22 protein-coding genes are annotated in these 23943 nt (G+C 58.2%); 10 read left to right on the plus strand and 12 right to left on the minus strand.

The window, feature by feature from the left end; all coding sequences use genetic code 11:
• Window positions 1-95: 95 nt before the first annotated feature.
• The 3 genes from R2A130_RS09415 to glcF are packed head-to-tail and all read left to right on the plus strand — an operon-like array spanning window position 96 to window position 4130.
• On the plus strand, window positions 96-1592 hold the full coding sequence (locus R2A130_RS09415; protein ID WP_009757794.1) for an FAD-linked oxidase C-terminal domain-containing protein: 1497 nt from the start codon (window positions 96-98) through the stop codon (window positions 1590-1592).
• Window positions 1592-2797 carry an FAD-binding protein gene (locus tag R2A130_RS09420; protein ID WP_009757795.1) on the plus strand — a complete coding sequence of 402 codons (1206 nt, stop codon included), beginning with the start codon at window positions 1592-1594 and terminating at the stop codon, window positions 2795-2797. Before R2A130_RS09415 ends, R2A130_RS09420 begins: the two co-directional genes overlap by 1 nt.
• Window positions 2798-2801: 4 nt before the next feature.
• Window positions 2802-4130, plus strand: coding sequence for a glycolate oxidase subunit GlcF (gene glcF, locus R2A130_RS09425; RefSeq protein WP_009757796.1), 1329 nt, complete (start codon window positions 2802-2804; stop codon window positions 4128-4130).
• Window positions 4131-4209: 79 nt separating this feature from the next.
• Here glcF and R2A130_RS09430 read toward each other — a convergent pair whose 3' ends face one another.
• The 3 genes from R2A130_RS09430 to R2A130_RS09440 all read right to left on the minus strand — a co-directional run bounded on the left by R2A130_RS09430 (window position 4210) and on the right by R2A130_RS09440 (window position 6808).
• Window positions 4210-4875: an outer membrane protein gene (locus R2A130_RS09430; RefSeq protein WP_009757797.1), complete on the minus strand. Its 666-nt coding sequence runs from the start codon at window positions 4873-4875 to the stop codon at window positions 4210-4212.
• Window positions 4876-5057: 182 nt separating this feature from the next.
• Window positions 5058-5876, minus strand: coding sequence for a L,D-transpeptidase (locus R2A130_RS09435; RefSeq protein WP_009757798.1), 819 nt, complete (start codon window positions 5874-5876; stop codon window positions 5058-5060).
• Between the two features lie 188 nt (window positions 5877-6064).
• Window positions 6065-6808: a DUF2927 domain-containing protein gene (locus tag R2A130_RS09440; protein ID WP_040305592.1), complete on the minus strand. Its 744-nt coding sequence runs from the start codon at window positions 6806-6808 to the stop codon at window positions 6065-6067.
• Between the two features lie 108 nt (window positions 6809-6916).
• On the opposite strand from R2A130_RS09440, the gene R2A130_RS09445 reads away from it, so the two are divergent.
• The gene (locus R2A130_RS09445) at window positions 6917-7567 is read left to right on the plus strand and encodes a DNA-3-methyladenine glycosylase I (RefSeq protein ID WP_009757800.1); all 651 of its coding nucleotides are present in this window, start codon (window positions 6917-6919) and stop codon (window positions 7565-7567) included.
• Here the strand turns inward: R2A130_RS09445 and hisG are convergent.
• From hisG to R2A130_RS18110, 5 genes are all read right to left on the minus strand, one after another.
• Window positions 7556-8260, minus strand: a complete 705-nt coding sequence (gene hisG / locus R2A130_RS09450; protein ID WP_009757801.1) for an ATP phosphoribosyltransferase — start codon at window positions 8258-8260, stop codon at window positions 7556-7558. The genes R2A130_RS09445 and hisG overlap by 12 nt on opposite strands.
• Window positions 8257-9324, minus strand: a complete 1068-nt coding sequence (locus tag R2A130_RS09455; RefSeq protein ID WP_009757802.1) for an ATP phosphoribosyltransferase regulatory subunit — start codon at window positions 9322-9324, stop codon at window positions 8257-8259. Before R2A130_RS09455 ends, hisG begins: the two co-directional genes overlap by 4 nt.
• A gap of 2 nt (window positions 9325-9326) precedes the next feature.
• On the minus strand, window positions 9327-11054 hold the full coding sequence (locus R2A130_RS09460; RefSeq protein ID WP_009757803.1) for a HisS family protein: 1728 nt from the start codon (window positions 11052-11054) through the stop codon (window positions 9327-9329).
• Window positions 11055-11143: 89 nt separating this feature from the next.
• Window positions 11144-11617, minus strand: a complete 474-nt coding sequence (locus R2A130_RS09465; RefSeq protein WP_009757804.1) for a DUF427 domain-containing protein — start codon at window positions 11615-11617, stop codon at window positions 11144-11146.
• Between the two features lie 74 nt (window positions 11618-11691).
• Window positions 11692-11859 (minus strand): CsbD family protein, encoded by a 168-nt coding sequence (locus tag R2A130_RS18110; RefSeq protein WP_009757805.1) that lies wholly within the window; start codon window positions 11857-11859, stop codon window positions 11692-11694.
• A 164-nt stretch (window positions 11860-12023) separates the two neighbouring features.
• On the opposite strand from R2A130_RS18110, the gene R2A130_RS09470 reads away from it, so the two are divergent.
• A complete protein-coding gene (locus R2A130_RS09470) occupies window positions 12024-13259 on the plus strand; it encodes a glycerophosphodiester phosphodiesterase family protein (protein WP_009757806.1) in 1236 nt (411 codons plus the stop codon).
• A 58-nt stretch (window positions 13260-13317) separates the two neighbouring features.
• Here R2A130_RS09470 and R2A130_RS09475 read toward each other — a convergent pair whose 3' ends face one another.
• The 3 genes from R2A130_RS09475 to groES all read right to left on the minus strand — a co-directional run bounded on the left by R2A130_RS09475 (window position 13318) and on the right by groES (window position 16235).
• Window positions 13318-13845 (minus strand): DUF2306 domain-containing protein, encoded by a 528-nt coding sequence (locus tag R2A130_RS09475; RefSeq protein WP_050786109.1) that lies wholly within the window; start codon window positions 13843-13845, stop codon window positions 13318-13320.
• Between the two features lie 362 nt (window positions 13846-14207).
• A complete protein-coding gene (gene groL, locus R2A130_RS09480; protein WP_009757808.1) occupies window positions 14208-15857 on the minus strand; it encodes a chaperonin GroEL in 1650 nt (549 codons plus the stop codon).
• 81 nt (window positions 15858-15938) lie between these two features.
• A complete protein-coding gene (groES, locus tag R2A130_RS09485) occupies window positions 15939-16235 on the minus strand; it encodes a co-chaperone GroES (RefSeq protein ID WP_009757809.1) in 297 nt (98 codons plus the stop codon).
• 194 nt (window positions 16236-16429) lie between these two features.
• On the opposite strand from groES, the gene R2A130_RS09490 reads away from it, so the two are divergent.
• Window positions 16430-18715 (plus strand): pilus assembly protein TadG-related protein, encoded by a 2286-nt coding sequence (locus R2A130_RS09490; RefSeq protein ID WP_156798466.1) that lies wholly within the window; start codon window positions 16430-16432, stop codon window positions 18713-18715.
• Between the two features lie 105 nt (window positions 18716-18820).
• On the opposite strand, the gene R2A130_RS09495 is transcribed toward R2A130_RS09490, so the two are convergent.
• The gene (locus R2A130_RS09495) at window positions 18821-20107 is read right to left on the minus strand and encodes an EAL domain-containing protein (protein WP_040305593.1); all 1287 of its coding nucleotides are present in this window, start codon (window positions 20105-20107) and stop codon (window positions 18821-18823) included.
• A gap of 282 nt (window positions 20108-20389) precedes the next feature.
• On the opposite strand from R2A130_RS09495, the gene R2A130_RS09500 reads away from it, so the two are divergent.
• From R2A130_RS09500 to R2A130_RS09515, 4 genes are read left to right on the plus strand one after another with little or no spacing between them, the layout of a single operon-like run.
• Window positions 20390-21268, plus strand: a complete 879-nt coding sequence (locus R2A130_RS09500) for a TIGR01459 family HAD-type hydrolase (RefSeq protein ID WP_050786110.1) — start codon at window positions 20390-20392, stop codon at window positions 21266-21268.
• 3 nt (window positions 21269-21271) lie between these two features.
• Complete coding sequence (locus tag R2A130_RS09505; protein WP_009757814.1) at window positions 21272-22258, plus strand: bifunctional riboflavin kinase/FAD synthetase; 987 nt, start codon at window positions 21272-21274, stop codon at window positions 22256-22258.
• Entirely contained in the window at window positions 22258-22995 is a 738-nt protein-coding gene (locus R2A130_RS09510) for an SDR family oxidoreductase (protein WP_009757815.1), read from the plus strand. Before R2A130_RS09505 ends, R2A130_RS09510 begins: the two co-directional genes overlap by 1 nt.
• Complete coding sequence (locus R2A130_RS09515) at window positions 22992-23753, plus strand: SDR family oxidoreductase (RefSeq protein WP_009757816.1); 762 nt, start codon at window positions 22992-22994, stop codon at window positions 23751-23753. The genes R2A130_RS09510 and R2A130_RS09515 overlap by 4 nt, the downstream gene beginning before the upstream one ends.
• Window positions 23754-23943: the final 190 nt, after the last annotated feature.

Consider the following 23943-nt stretch of genomic DNA (forward strand, 5'->3'; position numbering starts at 1 on the left):
CATCCACCGCCTGCGCCAGAATTGCATCTGGTGAATGGCGGTCCCGACCTTTAGGGTCGGGCTTGTAACTTGCTGATACCAAACCAAGGTTTTCCATGTCCGGTCTCGTCATGCCTGCCCTCGACCAAAAGGTGCTCGCGCGCCGTGCGGCCATCGTCAAATCGCTGCAGGCCATCGTACCGGGCGAAGGTGTCGTGGCGGATGAAAGCGGCATGCGGGTTTTTGAGTCCGATGGTCTCACCGCCTACCGCGCATTGCCGCTGATCGTGGTGCTGCCGGAGACGGTGGATCAGGTGGCGCAGGTGCTGAAATATTGCCACGGCGAGGGCATCAAGGTCGTGCCGCGCGGTTCCGGTACATCGCTTTCCGGCGGCGCGTTGCCACTGGAGGACGGCGTGCTGCTGGTAATGAGCCGCTTCAATCGGATTTTGGATATCGACTACGACAACCGCTGCGCCGTGGTGCAGCCGGGTGTCACCAATCTTGGTATCACCCACGCCGTGCAGGGCGAAGGCTTCTACTACGCGCCCGATCCGTCTTCGCAGATCGCCTGCTCCATCGGCGGTAACGTGGCGGAAAACTCCGGCGGTGTTCACTGCCTGAAATACGGCCTGACCTCCAACAATGTATTGGGCATCGAGATGGTCACCATCGAGGGCGAACTCATCCGCCTTGGCGGCAAACATCTAGAAGCCGATCAATATGATCTGCTCGGCGTCATCACCGGTTCGGAAGGTCTGCTCGGCGTCGTTACCGAAGTGACCGTCCGCATTCTGCAATCGCCCGAAACCGCCCGTGCGCTGCTGATCGGCTTCCCGACATCGGAAGAGGGCGGCCAGTGCGTGGCCGATATCATCTCCGCCGGTATCATTCCCGGCGGCATGGAAATGATGGACTCGCTCGCCATTCAGGCCGCCGAGGATTTCGTCCACGCGGGCTACCCACTGGATGTGGAGGCGCTGCTGATCGTCGAGTTGGACGGACCTGAAGCCGAGGTCGACTACCTCATCGGGCGCGTCGAAGAGATCGCATCCAAGAATGGCTCCACCACATTGCGCGTGTCGAATACCGAAGAAGAGCGCATGTCATTCTGGGCGGGCCGCAAGGCTGCGTTCCCCGCCGTGGGTCGCATTTCGCCGGACTATTATTGTATGGATGGCACGATCCCCCGCAAGGAATTGCCCACAGTGCTGGCGCGGATGCGTGAGCTTTCCGACCACTACAATCTGCGCGTCGCCAACGTGTTTCACGCGGGCGACGGCAATTTGCATCCGCTCATTCTCTACGATGCGAACGTGCCGGGCGAATTGGAAAAGACCGAGGAATTCGGTGCTGAAATTCTCAAACTCTGCGTCGAAGTCGGCGGCGTTCTTACCGGCGAACACGGCGTCGGTGTCGAGAAGCGCGACCTGATGGAGCATATGTTCACCGAGGATGATCTCAAGCAGCAGCAGCGCGTGAAATGCGCCTTCGATGCCGACCATCTGCTCAACCCCGGCAAAGTGTTTCCGCAGCTTCACCGTTGTGCCGAACTTGGCCGGATGCACGTCCATAAAGGCAAGACCGCCTTTCCAGATCTGCCGAGATTCTGATGACCACGGATACGATGGACGCGGACCTTCATCCCAAAACCGCAGAAGATGTTCTGGCGGCAGTCCAGTGGGCTGCGGGCGAGCAGATTCCGATGGAAATCATCGGCCAAGGCACCAAACGTGCCATGGGTCGCCCCATGCAGACGGCGCATACGCTCGAGCTGTCCGGCATGTCCGGCGTTACACTTTTCGAACCTGAAGAGCTGGTGATGACTGCGAAGGCCGGAACTCCTCTGGCCGAAATTCACGCGCTGCTCGCCAAGCATGATCAGGAATTGCAATTCGAACCGGCAGACCTCGGCCCATTGCTTGGCAACGCCACAGGGCAGGGCACGTTGGGCGGAATGGTGAACACCAATTTCGCAGGCCCGCGCCGCCTCAAAGCAGGCTCCGCCCGTGACCACATTCTCGGCATAGCCGCCGTCTCGGGCCGCGGCGAAGTTTTCAAGTCCGGCGGGCGCGTGGTGAAGAATGTCACCGGCTACGACCTCTCCAAAGGCGTCACCGGCGCATGGGGAACGCTGGCCGTGCTTACCGACATCACCATGAAAGTTTTGCCCCGTGCGGAAACCGAAAAAACGGTTGCCTTCGAAGGCCTGTCCGATGCGGACGCCAGCTCGGCCATGGCAACGGCTATGGGCTCCGATTGCGAGGTTTCCAGCGCGGCCCATATGCCCGCACATGGAGGCGAACCCGCCCGCACATTGTTGCGCGTGGAAGGGTTCGAAGCCTCCGTCGCATACCGTGTCGAGAAACTCGCCAAGCTGCTGGCCGTTCACGGAAACGCCGATATTTCGGATGTCGATGCATCCCGCAAAATATGGGCAGATCTACGCGATGTGGCACCTTTCATTGGCGACACATCGCTGCCCGTCTGGCGCATTTCCTGCACGCCGTCGCACGGCCACGTCATCGCGGCAGCTATCGCTAACGAGACATCCATCTCGTGTTTTTACGATTGGCAGGGCGGCTTGATCTGGATGCAGATGGAAGATGGAGAGCCCATGGCCGATCTTGTTCGCGGCGCGGTAAATACCAATGGCGGCGGCCACGCTACACTCATCCGCGCTACCGCCGAACAGCGCTTGGCAACGCCGGTTTTCCACCCGCAGCCCGGCCCGCTCGCAGCACTATCCCGCCGCTACCGCGAGAATTTTGATCCACACGGGGTGCTGAACCCCGGTCGTATAAGCGTGGAGGGCTAATCAGGTGCAAACACATTTCTCCCTCGCGCAACTGGCCGATCCGGCGATCAAGGAGGCGGACTCGATCCTTCGCTCCTGCGTCCATTGTGGTTTCTGCACTGCGACGTGTCCGACCTATGTGACGCTGGGCAATGAGCTCGATAGCCCGCGCGGGCGCATTTATCTCATCAAGGATATGCTGGAAAACGACCGGCCTGCCGACGAGCAGGTGGTCACACATATCGACCGTTGCCTTTCGTGCCTGTCCTGCATGACGACCTGTCCGTCCGGCGTGCATTATATGCATCTGGTGGACCACGCCCGCGTGCATATCGAAAAGACCGGCAAGCGGCCTTTCGTCCAACAGCGTATTCGTGATCTGTTGGCGCAGGTGCTGCCCTATCGCGAGCGGTTTGCGGCAGCGACCTTTGCTGCGAAATTCGGCAAACCGTTTGCTGGCCTCTTCGGCATGGCATCTGCATTGAAGCCGCTGGAGGCCATGTTGAAGCTGGCCCCCGCTTCAACGAAGCGTACCGACAAGTTTACCAAGCCCGGTACCTTTAACGCCACCGGCGAAAAGCATGGCCGCGTTGCGCTTCTCACTGGCTGCGCCCAACCTGTTTTGGATGGCAACATCAACGAAGCCACCATCGAATTGCTCACCCGTGCTGGCGTCGAAGTGGTTTTGCCAGAAGGTGAGGCGTGTTGCGGTTCGCTCGTCCACCACATGGGCCGCGAAGACCAGGCCCACGGCTTTGCCAAACATATGATAGACGTGTGGACCCGCGAAATGCAGAAGGGTTTGGATGCTATCGTCATCACCACCTCCGGCTGCGGCACGACGATCAAGGATTACGGCCATATGTTCCGCAACGATGCGGACTATGCTGACAAGGCCGCTGCCGTTTCGGCCATCGCGCTGGACGTGACCGAGTATTGCGCCGAGCTGGATTTGGGCGAACCGCAGCGGCAGATGGATATGACCGTTGCCTACCATTCCGCCTGTTCGCTGCAACATGGCCAGCAGGTCAAGCGCGCGCCACGCCAATTGCTGGAAGCGGCAGGCTTCATGGTGAAAGACCCGCCGGAAGGCCATCTATGCTGCGGTTCTGCTGGTACCTACAACATTCTCCAACCTGAGATCGCGGCCAAGCTGCGCGACCGCAAGGTCGCGAATGTCGAAAGCACGAACCCAGACGTGATCGCGGCTGGCAACATCGGCTGTCTGACGCAGATCGGCACCGGCACAGACATTCCAACCGTTCACACGGTGAAACTGCTCAACTGGGCCTATGGCGGTGACATGCCGCCGGAACTGGCTTCCAGATCAGACGCGCGGCAAGCCGCAGAGTAGCGCCTTCGACAGCGAACAAACAATAGGGCCGGTTTCCAATGGAAACCGGCCCTTTTGTTTTCAATTCTGGTGCCTGCGATTAGAACAGTTTGTAGGTCACCCCGAAGATCACCTGATTGCTTATGATGTTGGTTTCCAGCGAACCGCCGCCCGTAAGGTCTGCATCAACCTGACCGTAGGTCGATTTGCCTTCAACGAAGAGCGACCAGTTGTCTGTCAGTTTGTAATCGACACCCACTAGCGCCTGCGCTGCAAAGCCTGTGACCTGATATTCTGAAGTCGAGTTGCCGCCTGCAAAATCAACTTCGACGTGCGGTATGGCGAGGCCCAAGCCGATACCGGCATAGGGCGTGAAACCGTTGTCCATCTGGTGACGGTATAGCGCATTAGCCGTCAGGAAGTTAATGCCGTCGGTGAACTCAAGCTTGGTGAAACCGGCAGGAACTGGATCAGCAATGACTTTGGCATGAGTGAAGTCGATGGCGATACCGACCGATGGCATCTGCTCGAGCCACCATGTTGCGCGAACGCCGTAATAGGGCGGCATTTCAAAGGATGCACCGTCCCAACCAACGTTTCGGCGGGTCAAAGGCTGGCCTGCTGCGGAGCGGGTTTTCACTGTGGAATGGGGCGAGAAATTCGCGCCGCCATAGACCGAAATTGTAGCTTCCGCCTGCGCTGCAACCGTGGTCAGCGCTGTAGAGGCTACAAGCGCTGCTGCGCCAATGATGAGGGTCTTGATCATACTATCCATTTCCGCGGTAAACGTGCCATCACCTGACGCCGTTCAATCTATGGTCACGCTGTAGCGCGATTCCGCCTGCGCTGTCGATCAACTGGACAGTGCAAACGGCCTTCCCGCATGACATTGTTGCGAAAAGGCCGCAGGCGTTGTTGCGAGACGACCGCATGCGCTGTTGCCGGTTTTTACAGCACCTTCACGCGCGCACCCACTGGAACGCGCTCGTAAAGGTCCATCACGTCTTCGTTCCGCATACGAATGCAGCCCGATGACACCGCTTTACCGATAGACCACGCCTGATTGGTGCCGTGAATGCGGTAGATAGAAGAACCGAGATAAAGCGCACGTGCGCCCATCGGGTTGTTCGGACCACCTTCCATGAAGGCCGGCAGATCGCGCCCGGATTCGCGCTTAACGCGGGCAATCATTTCTTTCGGCGGTGTCCAGGACGGCCATTCCATCTTGCGCGTCACCTTGTGAGAACCAGCCCATTCGAAGCCCGGCTTGCCCACACCAACCGCGTAGCGACGTGCCGAACCATCGCGACCGACAAGAAACAGTCTGCGCTGAACCGTATCAACGATAATCGTGCCGGGCTTTTCCGTACCGCTCCAGGACACTCGCGTTGGCAGCAATGCCGGGTCGATGCCTGCGTGGCTTGTCATGGGCTGCGTCGTGCGAAGCGAAGCTGTGGTGACGCCAGTGCGCGCAACGTTGGATGGTCTTGGCGCAGTGCTGCGCGCTTTGCGAATCTGTCTTTGGCGTTTTGCGCGGGTCCGCTGCGAAAGCGCACGGCGACGTGCATCACGACTGGCGCGGCTGCGCGGGGCCAGCTGCAATGTCCAAGGCGCTGAAAGGTCGGAGCTCAATGTCAGCGGCGGTGGTGTTGCATAGCGTTGGCCTGCGGTGGCTTCGCTGCTTGCAGCTTCGACGGCCAACAGCATGGCGCTGCCGCTGAAAGCTACGCCAAGCAGCGTCAATGATTTCGTGATGGAGAAGGGCATGGAGACGTCCTCGTTACATGTTCGGCTCGTGGTTCAGCCTTCAACATGCAGAGGAGTTCGCGACTCAAATATGAATCGAATTGTTCAGACGGTCGAAACCACCTGTTTACTTTTGCCTAGGGTGAAGAGCGCCCTAAAAGCTGTGGTTAACGCCCCAAAACAGCAAGCCGGTGTTAACCAAAACAGCGCTAACGGCGCGAAATATTGCGGATCGCGCGGCGTAAAAGCACTGGCAAAAGTGGCTCCACACTGGCCTTTGATTTGCCTGGCCGCAGCAGCGGATCGTACAACATGGCCATTATCAGTCGGTCGAAACGGCGAAAGCGGCGAAGCCTCGATGTATCGTTGAACATGCTGAAGCGAAGCGTTGCATCATCATTGAGCGGGCCGAGACCTTGCAAAATTTCCTCCCGCAAACACCGTTCAAACGTCGCCTGACCACGATCCGTCACCACGATGGCGTCTGAGCTTTCGATGCCGGAGGAGTTGTATTCCGCAACGACAAGGCACTGGCTGGTGGCTGGTGGCCTTCCGCCTTTTAGCACCTTGGTGGCGGTTGAACGAAAACTGCGCTTAGGCGTCAGGTGCACGATAAAATTGGCGTGGGACCGGTTCGTCGTGACGCTCAACCGCAAGCCCGGAATAAGGCCCGGCAGGCTGGACGCAAAATTCGCCACCGCCTGTCTCCGCGAAGGGGCGCGTGAAGCGTCGATATACATCAGCACCCGCTTGTCATATTTGCGAACGATGGCTGGGTTCAGCAGCCCGTAATATTCAGACCCGAAAACGGTGCGCCGAAAACCGTCGATCACCTGCGCGTTTGTGTAGGGCGCGCCGGGGTAGGGTCGCTGTTCGGCCTGCGCTACACTGCCGAACGTAAGCAGCGAAAACGCGACGAGTGCTGCAAATGCGTATCGCACAGTCCCCTTCATCGTTCCGCCCTTACATGCATATCGCTGACTGCTCACCGTGCCACTCTAGCCCGCGCCAGCGACAAATGTGTAACATCCTTAAAACGCCCCGCCGACCGGAACCGATCTATGACCAATAACGACACCCTTCCAAAAGGCCTCATCCGCAGCCCGTCTGACGGCAAGGTGCGCTGTAACTGGCACGACGACAAGGACGATTATCGCACCTATCACGATCGTGAATGGGGCCGTCCACAGGACGACGACATCAAGCTGTTCGAAAAGATCTGTCTGGAAGGTTTCCAGTCCGGCCTGTCATGGCTGACGATCCTGCGAAAGCGTGAGAATTTTCGCGCAGGCTTTGCCGGCTTCGACTACGCCAAAGTGGCGAAATTCGATGATGCGGACATCGAACGGTTGGTGAACGACGCGGGCATCGTGCGCCATCGTGGCAAGATCGTCTCCACCATCAACAACGCCGCACGTGCGTTGGAAATGGAAGCAATGGAAGGCAGCCTAGGCGCGTTTTTCTGGAGCTATTGTCCCGACACGCGCCCCGCCACCATAGACGCCGACGCAGCATTCACGCCCCACACTGTGGAGTCGACGGCCCTATCCAAAGAGTTGAAAAAGCGCGGTTGGAGTTTCGTCGGTCCCACGACGTGCTACGCCTTCATGCAAGCCATGGGCATGGTCAACGACCATATCGAAGGGTGCGAGTATCGCGATGTCGTGGAGGCGGAACGGCAGGCGTTCGTGGTGCCGGGTTCAGCCGCCTAGGCTTGCCAGCACCTTCGCCACTACATCATCGCGCGCAGCTTTTGCTGCATGACCCCAGTCAGCCCGCTTGCTTTCGATCAAAGTGGCCTGACTTTTCAAAATCACACCGTCATCCAACACTTTCAGATTGTTCGCGCGAATGGTGGAGCCGGTGCTTGTGATATCGACAATCGCGTCTGCGCTGCCCGCTGCCGGTGCACCTTCGGTTGCGCCCAGGCTTTCCACAATACGATAGACGCCGATTCCGTGTTGGCCGAACCAGTTCTGGGTCAGCTGCCAGTATTTCGTCGCCACCCGCAGGCGTCGGCCCGTGCGCTGGCGGTAGTGTGCGGCCACATCATCAAGGTCGGCCATCGTGTCCACGTCGATCCAAGCATCCGGCACGGCGACCACCACATCGGCATGGCCGAAGCCCAGCGGCGCGACGAAGGACACTGCCTCATCCACGCCCGCGATTTTTTCCCGCGCGAGGTCTTCGCCCGTTACCCCCAGATGCACGGAACCAGCGGCGAGTTCGCCTGCGATTTCCGACGCTGAAAGGAACGCGATCTCGATGTCATCGCGGCCTTCCACGGTGGTCTGGTAAGAGCGTTCATCGGCGGGCGGTACGATGGTCAGCCCGGCTTTGGCGAACACGTCCATCGTATCCTGCTTCAAGCGGCCTTTGGACGGAATGGCGATTATTAGGCTCATGCCGCGTCCTCCAGCCGGTCCAATGCGATGGAAAAACCGACGGCTGGGACGGTAGCGTCTGCGCCGAGCAGGCTGCACAGCCCGTCATAGCGGCCACCGCCACCGATCAACACGCCGCCACGTGAGGCTTCGAAAACCATGCCGGTGTAGTAACCTAGATTGCGCCCCAGCGAGGCGCGGTAGGTTAAGGTGGTGCCAGTGTCGCTGAGTTGTGCGGCGCGATCTGCAAAGGCGGATAGCGTGTCGCCAAAGTCGAGATTGTTCTTGGCACCGAATGCAGAAAGCTGATCTTTGGCTTCGCCCAACGGGCAACGCAGATTGAGGAACCCGCGCAATACGGAAAGCTGATCGGCCTCCAGCGAGAACCCGGCGATGGCGGCGCGCTCGATCATGCGGCGGGCGATGTCTTCCGGCGAGCGGCCCGCTTTGGGCGACAGGTTGGCGGCGGCCATGCGCTCGCGCACCAGCGCCTCGAGGGCGGCTTTATTGCCATCGCGGGCGAGGCGGTCTTCGTCGTTCTTGTTGCGGACGGGTGTTGCCGCGCTCAATTTATCCAACAGCGCAGCCAGTTGGTTCGGCGCGCCGAAGCTGCGGAGCAGGCGGTCGCCGACACCGGCGGGCAGGCCCAAACCTTCCACCACCACGGCGAATAGCGCCTGGTCGCCCAGTTCCACTTCATCCGCTGCGCGGCCCGCAGCGTCTAGCGCGGCCAGCATGTCGCGCAGGGCGTCGGCATCAGCGGCGGTGGTGTCGGTGCGGCCCAAATCTTCCATGCCCACTTGGCGGAATTCTGCAGCGCTGCCCCGTGATTGGCGAAACACCGTGCCGCCATAAGAGCAGCGCCGTGCGGCCTCGTCGGAGGCGACGAAATTCATGCAGATCGGAATCGTAAATTCCGGTCGCAGGCACAGCGTTTCGCCGGAACCTGATTCCGTTATGAAGATGCGGCGGCGCATGTCTTCGCCTGCCGTTTCCAAAAACGGATCAGCAGGTTGAAGAATTGCGACATCGACGGGCGACGCGACGGCGGCCAGATGGTCCGAAAGGGCGGTGAAGAGAGGCACGGTTAGGTCGCCGCAGCTTCTGCTTCGCGCTCGGCCTTTTGCTCTGCCAGCACGGCTTTCACGGTGTCCACCAAGTCCTCGCGCTTTACGGTGCGCTGGGCGGGGCGGGCGGCGCGCCATTCGGCGTTGTCGGTGATTTCTTCTGAAAGTCGCAGGCCTTCCACGAGGTCTTTGACCTGCACCTCGCCAGCTTCGCGTTCCTGCGAACCCTGAATGATCGCGATGGGGCTGCCGCGACGGTCTGCGTATTGTAGCTGCTTGCCGAACTGTTTCGGGTTGCCTTGATACATCTCGGCGCGAATGCCCGCTTGCCGCAGCTCCTGCACCATCTTCTGATAGCCCGCGAGCGCATCGGCATCGCGGTCCATCACGCCGACGATCACGGGTGCCAGCACCTCGTCCTCGTTCAGCTTGCCGAGGTTCTTCAACGCCGTCATCAAGCGCGACACGCCGATGGAAAAGCCGGTCGCCGGAATGTCCTGACCGGTGAACCGTTTGATAAGCCCATCATAACGACCGCCACCAGCGACGGAGCCGAACACGACCTCCTCGCCCTTCTCGTTCTTCACAGGGAAGGTGAGTTCACATTCGAAGACGGTGCCGGTGTAATATTCGAGACCACGGACGCATGTGAGATCAACAGCTATTTTTTCGCTACCGTACCCAACCTCTCGTAACATCAAAATTGTATCGAATAGATTTTCGTAGCCTCTCTTCAACTCGCTGCGAAACCGCTCATCAATCTCAGAATAGTCCAAATCTCTCAACGATTCGGACCCTGAGAAATTTGCACCGAAAGAAGTAATTACCTGAGGCAGTAGGAGGAGGCTTTCTTCAAAAAATTCATCTGGAGTTAGAGCTTCAGGCTCATCAACTGGAAGCCAATCAAGTTTGTATGAAAAGCCAACATTCTCGTCGTCCTCAACAACTACTCTTTGCAGCGAAAAAACCTTGTCAGGGCGTTTTTTTTCAGTGAAGGCTTTCTGCCAAGTTAGGAGATTAGAAAATTTTTCAATTTGTGAGCTCGTCAATTTGACGCCGTCAGTCCAATCGCCACTATCGTCTCTTCGTCCGGCCCCTAGTAGCTTCTGTACTTCTACTTCCCCAAGCCGGTCCAGCTTATCTAAGGCTCGGAGGACTCCCAATCGTCGCCCTTCATCTTCAGGATTCGATAGACCAATTACATTTAGGATGGCGTCAATTAGAATTCGACTGTTTACCTTGACTACATACTGACCTTTTAGGCCCAACGCCTCCATCGTGTCCGCCATCATCATGCACATTTCAGCATCGGCGCTCGCGTTCGGAGCGCCTACGATATCGGCATCGAATTGCGTGAACTGGCGGAAGCGGCCGGGGCCGGGCTTTTCGTTGCGGAACACCCAGCCGGCGCGATAGGTGCGGTAGGGCGTTTGCAGATCGTTGATGTTTTGGGCGAAGTGGCGGGCGAGCGGCGCGGTGAGATCGTAGCGCAGGCTCATCCATTTTTCGTCATCATCCTGCAGCGAAAACACGCCCGCGTTGGGACGGTCGGTGTCCGGCAGGAATTTGCCCAGCGCGTCGGTATATTCGAAAAATGGCGTCTCCACGGGGTCGAAACCGTAGAGTTCATAGACGCCCTTTATCTTCGCCATCATGGCGTCGGTGGCGCGAATATCGGCAGCGCTGCGGTCGCCAAAGCCACGCGGCTGCTGCGCCTTGAGACGCTGCGGTTTTTTCGGTTTCGCCATGGGAAAATCGTCCGGCAGGAGGGCAGGAATTTCGCGCTCTGCCTAAAGCCTTTGTGCCTCGGTTACAACTTGCCCACTGTACCGGACTTTCACCAATGTGTCGTGCCGGGCGCGCCTTTGACCGGGCCTTCGATATTCGGCGTCACCCAGCCGCCGTAGAAATTGCCGGGCTGGGGAATAACGTCCACCCCCGCCACAGTGCAGCGGTCCATCGGTTTGGCATAGATCGCGATCAGCCCCGCGATGGGGGCGAAGGTGGGCGTGGGATTGCGGTAGGTCCATGCGGCGGTTTCCACCACGCGGTCGCCCACCACGATGTCGAAATAGGCGGCTTGCCCCTTCCACTCGCACAGGCTGCGGCGCGGGTTGGCCACCAACACGCCATCGGCAAAGCTGGCGACAGGCAGATAATACGTCGGCGGGTGGTAGGTTTCCAATGCGCGCCAGTTTTGGCTCGAATCCGCGATCACCTTGCCACCGAACTCCACCGTCAGGCGTTTGTCGAAAGCCTCGCAAATGGCTGGGCGGGGGAAATCGAGCACGTTCTCGGTGGGCAGTGTCATGGTCGTCTCCGAATGCAAAAGGGCCGCTTTCACCATATGTGAAAGCGGCCCCTTCGGTACAATGTGTGCGGTGCTTAGAGCTTGTCTTTAACGTCGCCCCAGGTTTTCTGAACCTCACCTTCGGCTTGGTCCACTTGGCCCTCGGCCTCGGTTTCCTTGTCACCGGTCACTTTGCCCACGGCTTCCTTGATGGTGCCGACGATTTTTTTGCCCATGCCTTCGGACTGGTCTGTATTGGCCATTTCATGTCTCCTGCTTGGTTACGTTCATCAAGACAACGGCTTGTCCACAGAGAGGTTCCGTATGCGTCAACCTGTCATGGAAGCGTCATGTTTGTGTCTGCCAACTGTCATCCGGGGCTGGTGAAGGACAACCTGAACGCAGCACCCCATTTGGGAGAATGAACATGAAGCGCCTTTTGACCACCGCCATACTCGGCAGCCTCGCCTCCGCCGCCTTCCTGCCAGCAACGGCCTTTGCCGATGGCCATTCCAACGCCTCCATCCAACTCGGCCCGCGCCCGTTCTGGCTTGTGGACCAGATGGACGACAGCGAGTTGAAGACCAAACTGCAGGCCTGCAAGGCTGGGCCTTTCACGAAGTCGGACTGGTCGATCGGCCACCGCGGCGCACCGCTGCTGTTTCCCGAACACACGAAAGAAAGCTACACGGCTGCCGCCCGCATGGGTGCCGGTATCGTGGAATGTGACGTGACGTTCACCAAGGACAAGGAATTGGTTTGCCGTCACGCGCAGAACGATCTGCACACCACTACCAACATTCTGGCCACGCCATTGGCCGCGCAATGCACTGCAGGCTTCACCGCAGCTTCCGGCGACACGAAAGCCGCCGCTGAATGCCGCGCGAGCGACATCACACTGGCCGACTTCCGCACGCTGGGCGGCAAGATGGATGCAGCCGATAGCAGCGCCACCACGGTGGAAGCCTATATGGACGGCACCGCTGGTTTCCGCACCGATCTATATGCAGGTTCCGGCACGTTGATGACCCATGCGGAATCAATCGAACTGTTCAAAGGGCTGGGCGTAAAATTCACGCCGGAACTGAAATCACCATCGGTGGACATGCCCATGGACGGTTTCAGCCAGGCCGATTACGCGCAAAAAATGATTGACGAGTATAAGGCCGCCGGTGTTCCGGCTTCCGATGTGTGGGCGCAGAGCTTCAATCTGGAAGACGTTCTCTATTGGATCGAAAACGAGCCGGACTTCGGCAAGCAGGCCGTCTATCTCGATGATAGCTACGACATCGAAGGCTGGTCGCCGGAAGATGAGTCCACCTGGGATAACACCATGGCCAGCCTGAAGGAGCGCGGCGTCAACTACATAGCCCCGCCAATGTGGGTGCTGGTGAAGGTGACGGATGGCAAACTTGTGCCTTCGCTCTACGCCACCAAGGCGAGAGAAGCAGGCCTGCAGATCATCACCTGGACCGCAGAACGCTCCGGTCTGCTGACCGGTGGTGGCGGCTGGTACTTCCAGACATCGAACGACATCACCAAGAACGAAGGTGACGTCTATGAGCTGATGGATGTGCTGAATAAAGACGTCGGCGTGGTTGGTCTGTTCTCCGACTGGCCAGCAACGACGACGTTTTATGCGAATTGCATGGGCTTGAAATAGCGTCCTGATGCAAGGGTCACAACTCGAAAGGGCCGCGTCTGAAGGGACGCGGTCTTTTTCATCTATGGACGAATTGACGGACGTCGATCTTGCGGAAATGAGTTTGGAACATGAGCCACAATCCGCACACCGCAATGATCGCGACCAGCCCATAGTTGATCCACGGATAGCTCTCGCCAAAGGTTAGCCTGCCGAGTAACCGGTTGGGCATAAGCGTGAACGCCCCTGCAACCATTATGCCGGCTGCGTACAGGCCTTGCAGTGCATCGCGATGTCGCTCGATGGCTGCCGGTGTGCGTTTGCCAAATCTGATCGAGTAAACGCCGATCGCAATCGAAGACAATGTGTAGATCGAAAGCAGATGGATCGGGCTAAATCCGCCATCCATAATCTCGACTATCCAGAACGAACTGATAGCAACAACGGCCATCAGCACGACCCAGCAGCGCCCCCAAAGTTTGTGACGGCCATCCCCCTTACGCCGCCACAAAACGAACGCGCCGATAATGGCAGCCAGCAGAACGGCAATGAGATGGATCCATATCGGAAGCGTCATTTCGCCGATCAATTCGAGTCGTCGCTCCATGTCTTCCCCTGAATTTCCAATAAAGATCGAAAGACTAACCGCAGAAATGTTCGGCAGCAAAGAAGGCGCTTCTACAGGTAAACGGTGCCGCCCATGCCACCCATTCCGCCCGCGCAGCGAAGCAGAGCAACAAAAAATCATGGACCATACAGCCCAAACGCAAAGAGGCCGCCCGGTTATGGGCGGCCTCTGAACTTCGGTAGGCAACAGTGGCGTGATTTACATCATGCCGCCCATGCCACCCATTCCGCCCGCGCAGCGCAGCGAAGCAACAAAAAGTCATGGGCCATACAGCCCAAACGCAAAGAGGCCGCCCGGTTATGGGCGGCCTCTGAACTTCGGTAGGCAACAAGTGGCGTGATTTACATCATGCCGCCCATGCCACCCATTCCGCCCATGTCGGGCATTCCGCCGCCGCCACCAGCACCTTCTTTGGCTGGCTTTTCAGCAACCATAGCTTCGGTGGTGATGAGGAGCGATGCGATGGAGGCTGCGTCCTGGAGAGCGTGGCGAACCACTTTCACCGGGTCGATGATGCCCATGGCGACCATGTCGCCATATTCGCCGTTGGCTGCGTTGTAGCCGTAGGTTGCCGATTTCTGATCGAGGATCTTGCCCACGACCACGGAACCTTCGTCACCAGCGTTTTCAGCGATCTGACGGATCGGAGCCTGAAGCGCACGTTTGACGATTGCGACACCAGCTGCCTGGTCGGCGTTTTCGCCTTCGGTCTTCATGTTGTTGGAAGCGCGCAGTAGAGCCACACCACCACCGGCAACAATGCCTTCTTCAACGGCTGCGCGCGTAGCGTTTAGCGCATCGTCGACGCGGTCTTTTTTCTCTTTGACTTCAACTTCCGTTGCACCACCGATGGAGATGACGGCAACACCACCGGCGAGTTTCGCCAGACGTTCCTGCAGTTTCTCACGGTCGTAGTCGGAAGAGGTTTCGTCGATCTGCTTCTTGATCTGGGAAACGCGGCCTTCAACGTCTTTTTTCTTGCCAGCGCCGTCGACGAGCGTGGTTTCTTCTTTGGAGATCGAGACGCGCTTGGCGGTGCCGAGCATATCGAGCGTGACGCCTTCCAGCTTGATGCCGAGTTCTTCGGAGATCACGGAACCACCGGTCAGAACGGCGAGGTCTTCGAGCATCGCTTTACGACGGTCGCCGAAGCCCGGTGCTTTGACAGCAGAGACCTTGAGGCCACCGCGCAGCTTGTTGACCACGAGGGTCGCAAGAGCTTCGCCTTCGATGTCTTCTGCAATGATGAGAAGCGGCTTGCCGGTCTGAACAACAGCTTCGAGGATTGGCAGCATCGCCTGAAGCGAGGTCAGCTTTTTCTCGTGAAGAAGGATGTAAGGATCATCCAGTTCGCAGAGCATTTTTTCCGGGTTGGTCACGAAATATGGTGACAGGTAACCGCGGTCGAACTGCATGCCTTCGACGACGTCGAGGGTGGATTCCAGCGACTTGGCTTCTTCAACCGTGATGACGCCTTCGTTGCCGACGCGCTGCATGGCTTCAGCGATACGACCGCCGATTTCAGCTTCACCGTTTGCGGAGATCGTGCCGACCTGTGCGACTTCGTCGGAGGTCTTGATCTTCTTGGACATCTTTTTGAGCGATGCGACGACTTCATCGACCGCAGCGTCGATGCCGCGCTTCAGATCCATCGGGTTCATACCGGCAGCAACAGCTTTTGCGCCTTCGCGCACGATGGCCTGAGCCAAAACGGTTGCTGTGGTGGTGCCGTCACCGGCGATGTCGTTGGTCTTGGAAGCAACTTCCCGAACCATCTGTGCGCCCATGTTCTCGAACTTGTCTTCGAGTTCGATTTCCTTGGCAACGGAAACACCATCTTTGGTGATGCGCGGTGCGCCGAAGGATTTGTCGAGAATGACGTTGCGGCCTTTAGGACCGAGCGTGACTTTTACAGCGTCGGCAAGGATGTCCACACCGCGCATCATGCGGGTGCGGGCGTCGGAGCCGAATTTGACTTCTTTTGCAGCCATTTGGATTTTTCTCCTGTTAGACGCGGTTCATGGCGTCTGGAAAATTTCAGTTATTTGAAGTGCGAAAAAGGGTGACGGCGATTAGCCGATAATTCCCATAATGTCGGACTCTTTCATGATCAGCAGGTCTTCGCCGCCGATCTTCACTTCTGTTCCGGACCATTTGCCGAAGAGCACGCGGTCGCCGGCTTTGACGTCCAGCGGGACGAGCTTGCCAGCTTCGTCGCGGGCGCCGGAACCCACCGAGACGATTTCGCCTTCAGCTGGTTTTTCCTGTGCAGCGTCTGGAATAATGATGCCGCCGGCCGTTTTCGTATCGGCTTCCACGCGGCGCACTACGACGCGGTCGTGGAGCGGGCGAAATTTCGTTTTTGCCATGTTGTAGCAATCCTGTATTTCGTGGCGTCCTCCGGTTGAAGGTCGCCTGTTCTGTCGAAGATGGATGGATCGTTAGCACTCCCCTAAGATGAGTGCCAACGGACCCGGTTGAGATAGTGAGGCGGTCCGCCGTCGTCAAGAAGCGCTCGGAATTTTTCGACTCCTGGACGCTCTCAACTTGCCTTCAAAGCACCGTGTCGTGGTTACCAAAGCCTTCCTCAATACCCGGATGTTTAACCACTTCTCGAAACCGGGCGGAAACCCGGCGTGTGCATTATGGGTCTTCGACGGCAACGCCATCGGTGCGTCCAGCAACAAGTCTATCACGGGGATGTGAGGGCGGGGACGGATCGGACGAGCAGGGTGGCTGCCAGTTAGAATTAAGAAAGCGGAGCATGAAGATGTCCATCTCTACCCACAAAGCTAAATCGTTGGTGCAGCGCAGCCGGGCAGTGCTGTCGAACACGGTAAAACGGTTCCGTGATGATGAACGTGGCAACGTCTTCGTCTTCACGGCGCTTTCTTTGCCGGTGATGTTGATGGCCATTGGTGCTGGTGCAGATTATGCTGAACTTTACCGTGCCCGCGTAAATTTTCAGAGCGCTGTGGACGCGGGTGCGATCGCTGCTGCTAAAAACCTTGCTGCCACCGGTCAGGTGCAGACATCCAAGGACATCGGTGAAGAAGTCTTCCGTTCCAACCTTTCCCATCTGGGTGAAAAGGCTGTTCGTGAGGGCCAGATCAATTTTGACATGGGTGATGGCGATTGTGCAGTGCAGGGTGTCATCACCACTGCCACGCTTCCCCACGATCGTTTCTTCAGCCTGTCCTTTGTCGATCAATCCCAGCAAAAAGGGTTTGGTGCCAACAAAATCGTCAAGGGTCAGGAAGAGTTTATTCTCAGTGCGTCGTCCACGGTGGAGTGTGGTAACGATACGATCGAGATCGCACTCGTGCTCGACAATTCCGGTTCTATGCGCTGGAACGGCAAGATTGGTACTTTGAGACAGGCGTCAAACAGCCTTGTCGAAACGCTGCACACCACCATGGGTTCAGCCAACAAGGCTATCCAGTTCTCGGTTGTGCCATTCGCGGCCACCGTGAATGTCGGCACCAACAACCGCAACGAACCATGGATGGACACGCAGGGCCGTTCCAGCACCCACTGGGAAATGATTGATCCGTCTACATCTACTGATTTCTCGTTCTCGGGCGGCCGTTATCTTCAGTCCAACGGGCAGGCGCTCAGCCGATTCACGCTTTATGATAGCTTGCCGAACACAAGCTGGCAGGGCTGTGTCGAACAGCGCCCACATCCTTACCACACACAGGATGATACGCCGTCGATCTCTAACCCGGATACGCTGATCGTGCCGTCCTTCGCGCCGGATACACCGGACAACTGGGATAATGATTACAACAAGCGATTGAGCAACATCGTGGTTGGTGCGGATCCCCATTGCACGCGCTTCCAGGGTAGCAAAAACGGGCGTCGCACCATTCGCTATTGCAACCGTTGGAGCGATAATCGCCGCGGCCGCGAGCATTACACCAATCCTTCCTACCGCCCACACTGGGACGACCGGATTGAATACAACCGTGGCAATCTGATCCGCCCGACCAACACCCAGCAGGTGTGGGAAGACTACCAGCGCATCGACGAGAAGGATTTCCAGAACAACTATCTGGATGATGCGCATAATTTCGACGATAAAAATGGTGCTGATCACGTCAAGTCCGAAGCGAACACCGGCTACGCCAGTGGCAACCAGTACAAGCGTCAGGAGTGGATCAATAAATATTTCACCGATGACGGCGGCAATCGTCCAAGTGTTGGTAACAGCAACCCGCTGGGTATGGGCGCAGGTCCAAACAGCATGTGTTCTTCTGTTTCGGTCTCGGATCTGACGGACAACAAGAATACGACACAGGCCAAGCTAACCTCAATGCAGGCGTCTGGTGCGACCAACGTTCAAATGGGCGTGGCTTGGGGTTGGCGCACGCTTTCGCCGGGTGAACCCTTCACCGAGGGCCGCCCCTATGACGCCGAAGACAACAAGAAGATCATGATCATCATGACCGACGGTAACAACACGTATTACCCGACGAACATCTACGGCAATCAATATGCTCAGGATAACAAAAGCTTCTATGGTGGCCATGGTCACTCGGTGAAGGGCCGCATCTTTGATGGTTACGATGGTGAAGCCAACCCTGGTCACAACAGCCAGACCTTCACCAAAGCCATGGATGAACATCTTACGGAGACCTGCACGAACGCCAAGAACGCCGGGATCACGATCTATTCGATCGCCTTTGACGTTCCAAACGGTTCCAGCGTGAAAGCGACTTTGGAAGACTGTGCATCTTCAGACGTTGGTGGTGGCAAGCTCTACTTCGACGCTAACAACAATGCCGCTCTGATCGATACGTTCGAGAAGATCGCCGAGCGCCTCGCAGATCTGCGCATCAGCAAGTAATCGTTCTTGCAAGCCGGACGACAGGAGCCCGTCCCGACATCAGTCGGGGCGGGTTTTTGCATTTTGGTGCGAAATTCTGAGTGAGATTGAAGCAGTTGCCGAGAGCTACGAAGCTTTGCGCACTTCGGTCTCATCACTCGGCTGTGAACCTGCGCCGGAGCTATTCTCGAGCAACTCGCGCTTGACGGGGCGTGGCGGTGAAAACAGCACTCCACGTGCCAGCGATACATCGGTATCGATCACGCTGATAGCCTGATTTTCACGGTCCACCTGCGTGGCGATGACGGTAATGTCATGCTGCGCCATGCGTTGCGCCAGCCCGTGAGCGGGTACAAGGCCGTTGCCATCATCCATATCGCCATGCAGCAGGATCGCGGCCTGAACAGACAGATAACGGAAGCCTTGGGCGGCGATCACCGCGGGATCGACTGTGAGGTCGGCCACATCACCCAGCGACAATTCGTAACCCAACTCTGCCAACTGTCCGAGGCGGTCACGTTCGGCGCGCTTCATCTCGCGGTACCCATGCTGCGGCAATTCAAGAACGAGCGATTTTGTAAGACGACGATTGGCATCAAGAAAGTCGTAAATCTGAGAAAAGACCCGGCCGTCGGACAGCGTGTGGCGCGACAGGCTGCAAAGCAGGCCTGTGCTTTGCTGGTCGCCACCAAGGGCCTGCAGCATACGCACCGACATGAAGAGAACCTTCTTGTCGATCAGTGGCATCAATCCGCCGGTTTCGGCCATGCGCACGAATTCCGGCTGTGGCATATGCGACTCGCCCTGAGCGTCTGGTTTCGCCAAACGCAGGCGCATGGTGGCCTGGAAAAATCGTGGCGTTCTGTCGGAAAGTGTCACGATGGGTTGAAGGTGCAAACGCAGATCATCGTTGGACACGGCCACAGGAAGCGCGATGCCGGATGCGGAGTTAGATTCCGTTCTTTCTGCATCTGGTGCTTCGGTATCAGCCGCAACATCAGCAGATTGTTCGGTTTGGACAAGATGCGGCTTTGTTTTTTCGCCAGCAATCATCATGCGGCGAAGCTGGGCCATTTCGCCCTGCATATGGTCCAGCCGCGAAGACAAAACATCACTTTTGTCGGGTTGTCTCGTTGCGCTTTGTAACACGTCGATTTGCGCAGAAAGTTGTGACACGCGGCGGCTGATATCGCTTTCATAGCCGGCTTCATCACGCGATTGTTTGCGCAGCATCTGAAGACTGCGGCCCTGCGAAAAAAGCGTCACCGTCACCAGCACCGCAAAGACCAGTGCCGCGCATACAAGCAAGACGGAAAGTGCAGATATGCCGAGCAAACTTGTCGCGTAAAACCCGACCACAGCGATGATGAGCACTGCCGCCACCGCAAGAAGTATGCGTTTCACCAATGACATTTTGCCGTCCAAGCCCGATCCCCCAAGCCTTATCCATCAAGCAAGTCGATCCCGGCAGCGTTGAGCTTCCGGCGATCATGCGCGCAAGATTTTCAATGAAAACAGGCAGGCAATGGCACCTTGATAGCCTGCGACCTTCAAGGTGGAAAGGTTTCGTTTACCATGATGGGTGGCTGTCCAGTGTTCGTTGCCACTGTGTGCCCAACCTTGACCGGCTCGAAGGTTCATCCTACCGCGTCTTCATCCCACGCCCGCAGACAGAAATCAGGTAGATCGGTGACGATGACCACGTCTTTTCCAAAGATCAGCGACGGCCTTTCCGCCATTGCAAAAACCCACGACGCGCTGCTGTGCGACGTGTGGGGCGTGCTGCACAACGGCGTGAATGTTTATGTAGACGCTGCCGATGCCTTGCAGCGCTTCCGCGCGCAGGGCGGCAAGGTCGTGATGATCACCAATTCCCCGCGCCCCAGCCCAGGCGTCATCGCGCAGTTCGCTGAACTCGGTGTGCCGGATGGTGTGTGCGATGCGGTGGTGACGTCTGGCGACGTGACACGCACTTTGATCGAACAAGCAGAAGGCTCCGTTTGGCTTTTGGGGCCGGAACGCGATGAGCCACTATTCGATGGTCTTGCGGTAAAGCGCGGCGACGAAGCCTTCTGCAACACCATCGTTTGCACCGGCCTGTTCCACGACGAAGTCGAAACACCTGAAGATTACCGCACCCGGCTGACAGTGTTGGCCGCCCGCAAAGTACCGATGATCTGCGCCAACCCCGATCTCATCGTCGAGCGCGGCGACCGTATGATCCATTGCGCCGGATCGCTGGCAAAACTCTATGCAGAACTTGGCGGCGAGGTTCGCATCGCAGGCAAGCCCCACGCGCCGATCTATGCACTTGCGCGCAAGACGCTGGCGGAACTGCCGGGCGACGCCGTCGACCCATCGCGCATCATTGCAGTTGGCGACGGCATGCCGACAGACGTGAAAGGCGCGGTCGATAACGGCGTCGATCTTCTCTATATTTCCGCCGGCATTCATTCCGCAGAATACGGCCCGGCGGACAATCCCGATGCAGCAGCTCTTGAAGCGTTTATGGCAGCGCAGGGCGTGACGCCCACCGCATGGATGCCACGCCTCACATGGCAGCGAAACGGCTGAGCCATGAGCGCATTCCAGCTCCATAACCTGACGGAAAACGTACCCGACAGCCTAGCTGGCGGCGTTGTTGCCATCGGGAATTTCGACGGTGTCCATCGCGGCCATCAAGTCGTGCTGGGCCGCGCGTTGAATGAAGCCCGCAAGGCTGGTGTGCCCGCACTCGCACTCTCATTCGAGCCCCATCCGCGCACATTGTTCAAACCGCAATCCCCCGTCTTCCGCCTCACCGCAGAGCAGGACAAGGCGGGTATTGTGGAAGCCTTCGGCATGGACGGATTGCTGACATTGCCGTTCACCAAGGAACTTGCGGGCACGGAAGCGGAAGCCTTCGTTACCGACATTCTGCGCGGTCGTGCTGCCGCGTCGCACCTCGTTACCGGCTTCAATTTTCACTTCGGCAAGGGCCGCGCAGGTTCACCTGAATTCCTACAGGAGGTCGGACAGCGGGACGGTTTCGGCGTCACCACCGTGGAGGCTGAAGAAGAGGGCGGTGATGCGATTTCATCCTCCCGCATCCGCCGCCAGCTCGGGGCTGGCGATGTGGCCGCCGCAGCTGATCTACTCGGCTATCGCTGGCGCGTTGGCGGTACGGTCGTGAAAGGCGCGCAGCTTGGCCGCACGCTGGGCTACCCCACCGCCAACCTTGCATTGGCAGAAAACTGCCGCCTTGCCCACGGCATCTACGCCGTCCGCCTGCGCCGCGCCGATGGCTCCCTACACGATGGCGTCGCCAGCTTCGGACGTCGCCCGACTTTCGACAACGGGGCGCCGCTGCTGGAAACATTCGTCTTCGACTTTTCAGATGATCTCTACGGCGAGCGCATCGAGGTAAGCCTGTTCGAACATCTGCGCGGCGAGGAGAAATTCGATAGCGCAGAAGCACTGGTCGAGCAGATGGACCGCGACAGCGAAGCCGCCCGCAAGGCACTGGCTGCTGCCACCCCGCTTTCAAATCTGGACGAACGCCTGTCCTTCGACCGAAACGTCTGATGGCAAAGCCCGAACCGCGCCCCCACACGATCCTCGTCACCGGCGCTACCGATGGCATTGGCCTATGGCTTGCCAAATCCTATGCCGGTCGTGGTCACAAAGTGTTGGCAACCGGGCGGCAGGCCATAGCAGATGATGCCGCTTTTTTCGGCGCATCCAACATAGCTTACGTCCGCGCCGACCAGTCCGCGCCGGATGAGGCAGCAACTCGTATCGCCGCCGCGATGGCAGGCCTTGGCTGGCAGCAGTTGGACCTCGGAATTCTGAACGCCGGTCTCGGTTGGGCGGGCGATCCCGCAGATGAACCGGTGGCTGAAATCGAGCGCCAGATCGCGGTGAATTTCACTGCCAACGTGCTCATCACCAAGGCGCTGGCCCCGTGGCTTTTCATCGGCAAAGGCCGCCTCGCCATCATCGGTTCCACCGCTCACACGGGCGCGAAGGGCTTTGCCACCTATGCTGCGACCAAGGCCGCAATGGCGGGCTTTGCAAAATCGCTCCGCAGCGAGTGGCAGGGCAGGGCAGAGGTAACGCTGGTTCACCCCGGCCCAACGCGCACATCCATGCACCACAAAGCTGGTCTTTCGCTGGGCGCGGTGCGGGCCATGTTCATGTCCACCAAGCGCGCGGGCAAAAGCATCGAGAAATCCATCCGCAAGGGGGATGATACGCGCAAACTGTCCCGCACATTCGGTTGGCGCTCGGCCATGTCGAACCCCAAGGAGTTCCAACTGTGAGGGCGCTCGTCACAGGCGCGGCCCACGGCCTTGGCCGGTCGTTGATAGAGCAATTGCTGGCCGATGGTCACGACGTGATCGCCGTCGACCGTGACATCGACCCGTTGGAAGAACTGGTGGTTTCCAGCCGTGGCGCCTGCCGCGCATACCTCGTCGATATGGCGAACCCCGAAAGCATTTCCCGCTTCTTCGACCGCACCCGCGAGATGACATTCGATCTGGTGATCCTCAACGCAGGCATCAGCGCCACCGGTAAGTTTGAGGACATTCCGTCCGGCGCTTATGAACGCCTGATCGCGGTCAACGCCACCGCGCCCATCCGCTTGGCGGCGCAACTTGTGGGCGGTGGGCAAATGAACCCGAAAAGCCGCATCGTCTTCGTCTCTTCGCTGTCCCACGCCGTGGGCTACCCCGGTGCAAGCGTTTATGCGGCCACGAAGGACGCGATTGCGATCTACGCGAAATCCGTCCGCAAGCCGTTCAAGAAGCGCGGCACCCGAGTGCTGACAGTCTTCCCCGGCCCCATCCGCACCGACCATGCCGAAAAATATGCGCCAGCAGGTGCAAAAGCCTCCAAACGCATGGATCCCGAAAAGCTGGCTGCAATGATATTGAAAGCCGCCAAAAGCAAGTCGTGGGAGCTTTGGCCCGGCACCGCCGCGCAGTTGGCGAAGATGGCCGCGTCCATGGCACCCGGGCTCACGCTTTCCGCCATGCGAAAAGCGATATTCGATAAGTTGAACGGGCCTGTTTTTTAAGCTGCACCTTTGCTAGAAGCGCGCCATGTTGTGCCACACCATCATCATATGTTCGGGCCGAATTACAGGCCCGGTCCGGCAGCTTTTCACAAGCTGAACCGGCCCGGGCGTTTGCACTCGTTTTCAGGTTGGCGCAGTTCGCGCCGCCTTCATTTTTTGAAAATATCGAGCGGAAAAATTCCGCAGACAC

This window comes from Ahrensia sp. R2A130, assembly GCF_000179775.1.
GTDB lineage: Bacteria > Pseudomonadota > Alphaproteobacteria > Rhizobiales > Rhizobiaceae > Pseudahrensia.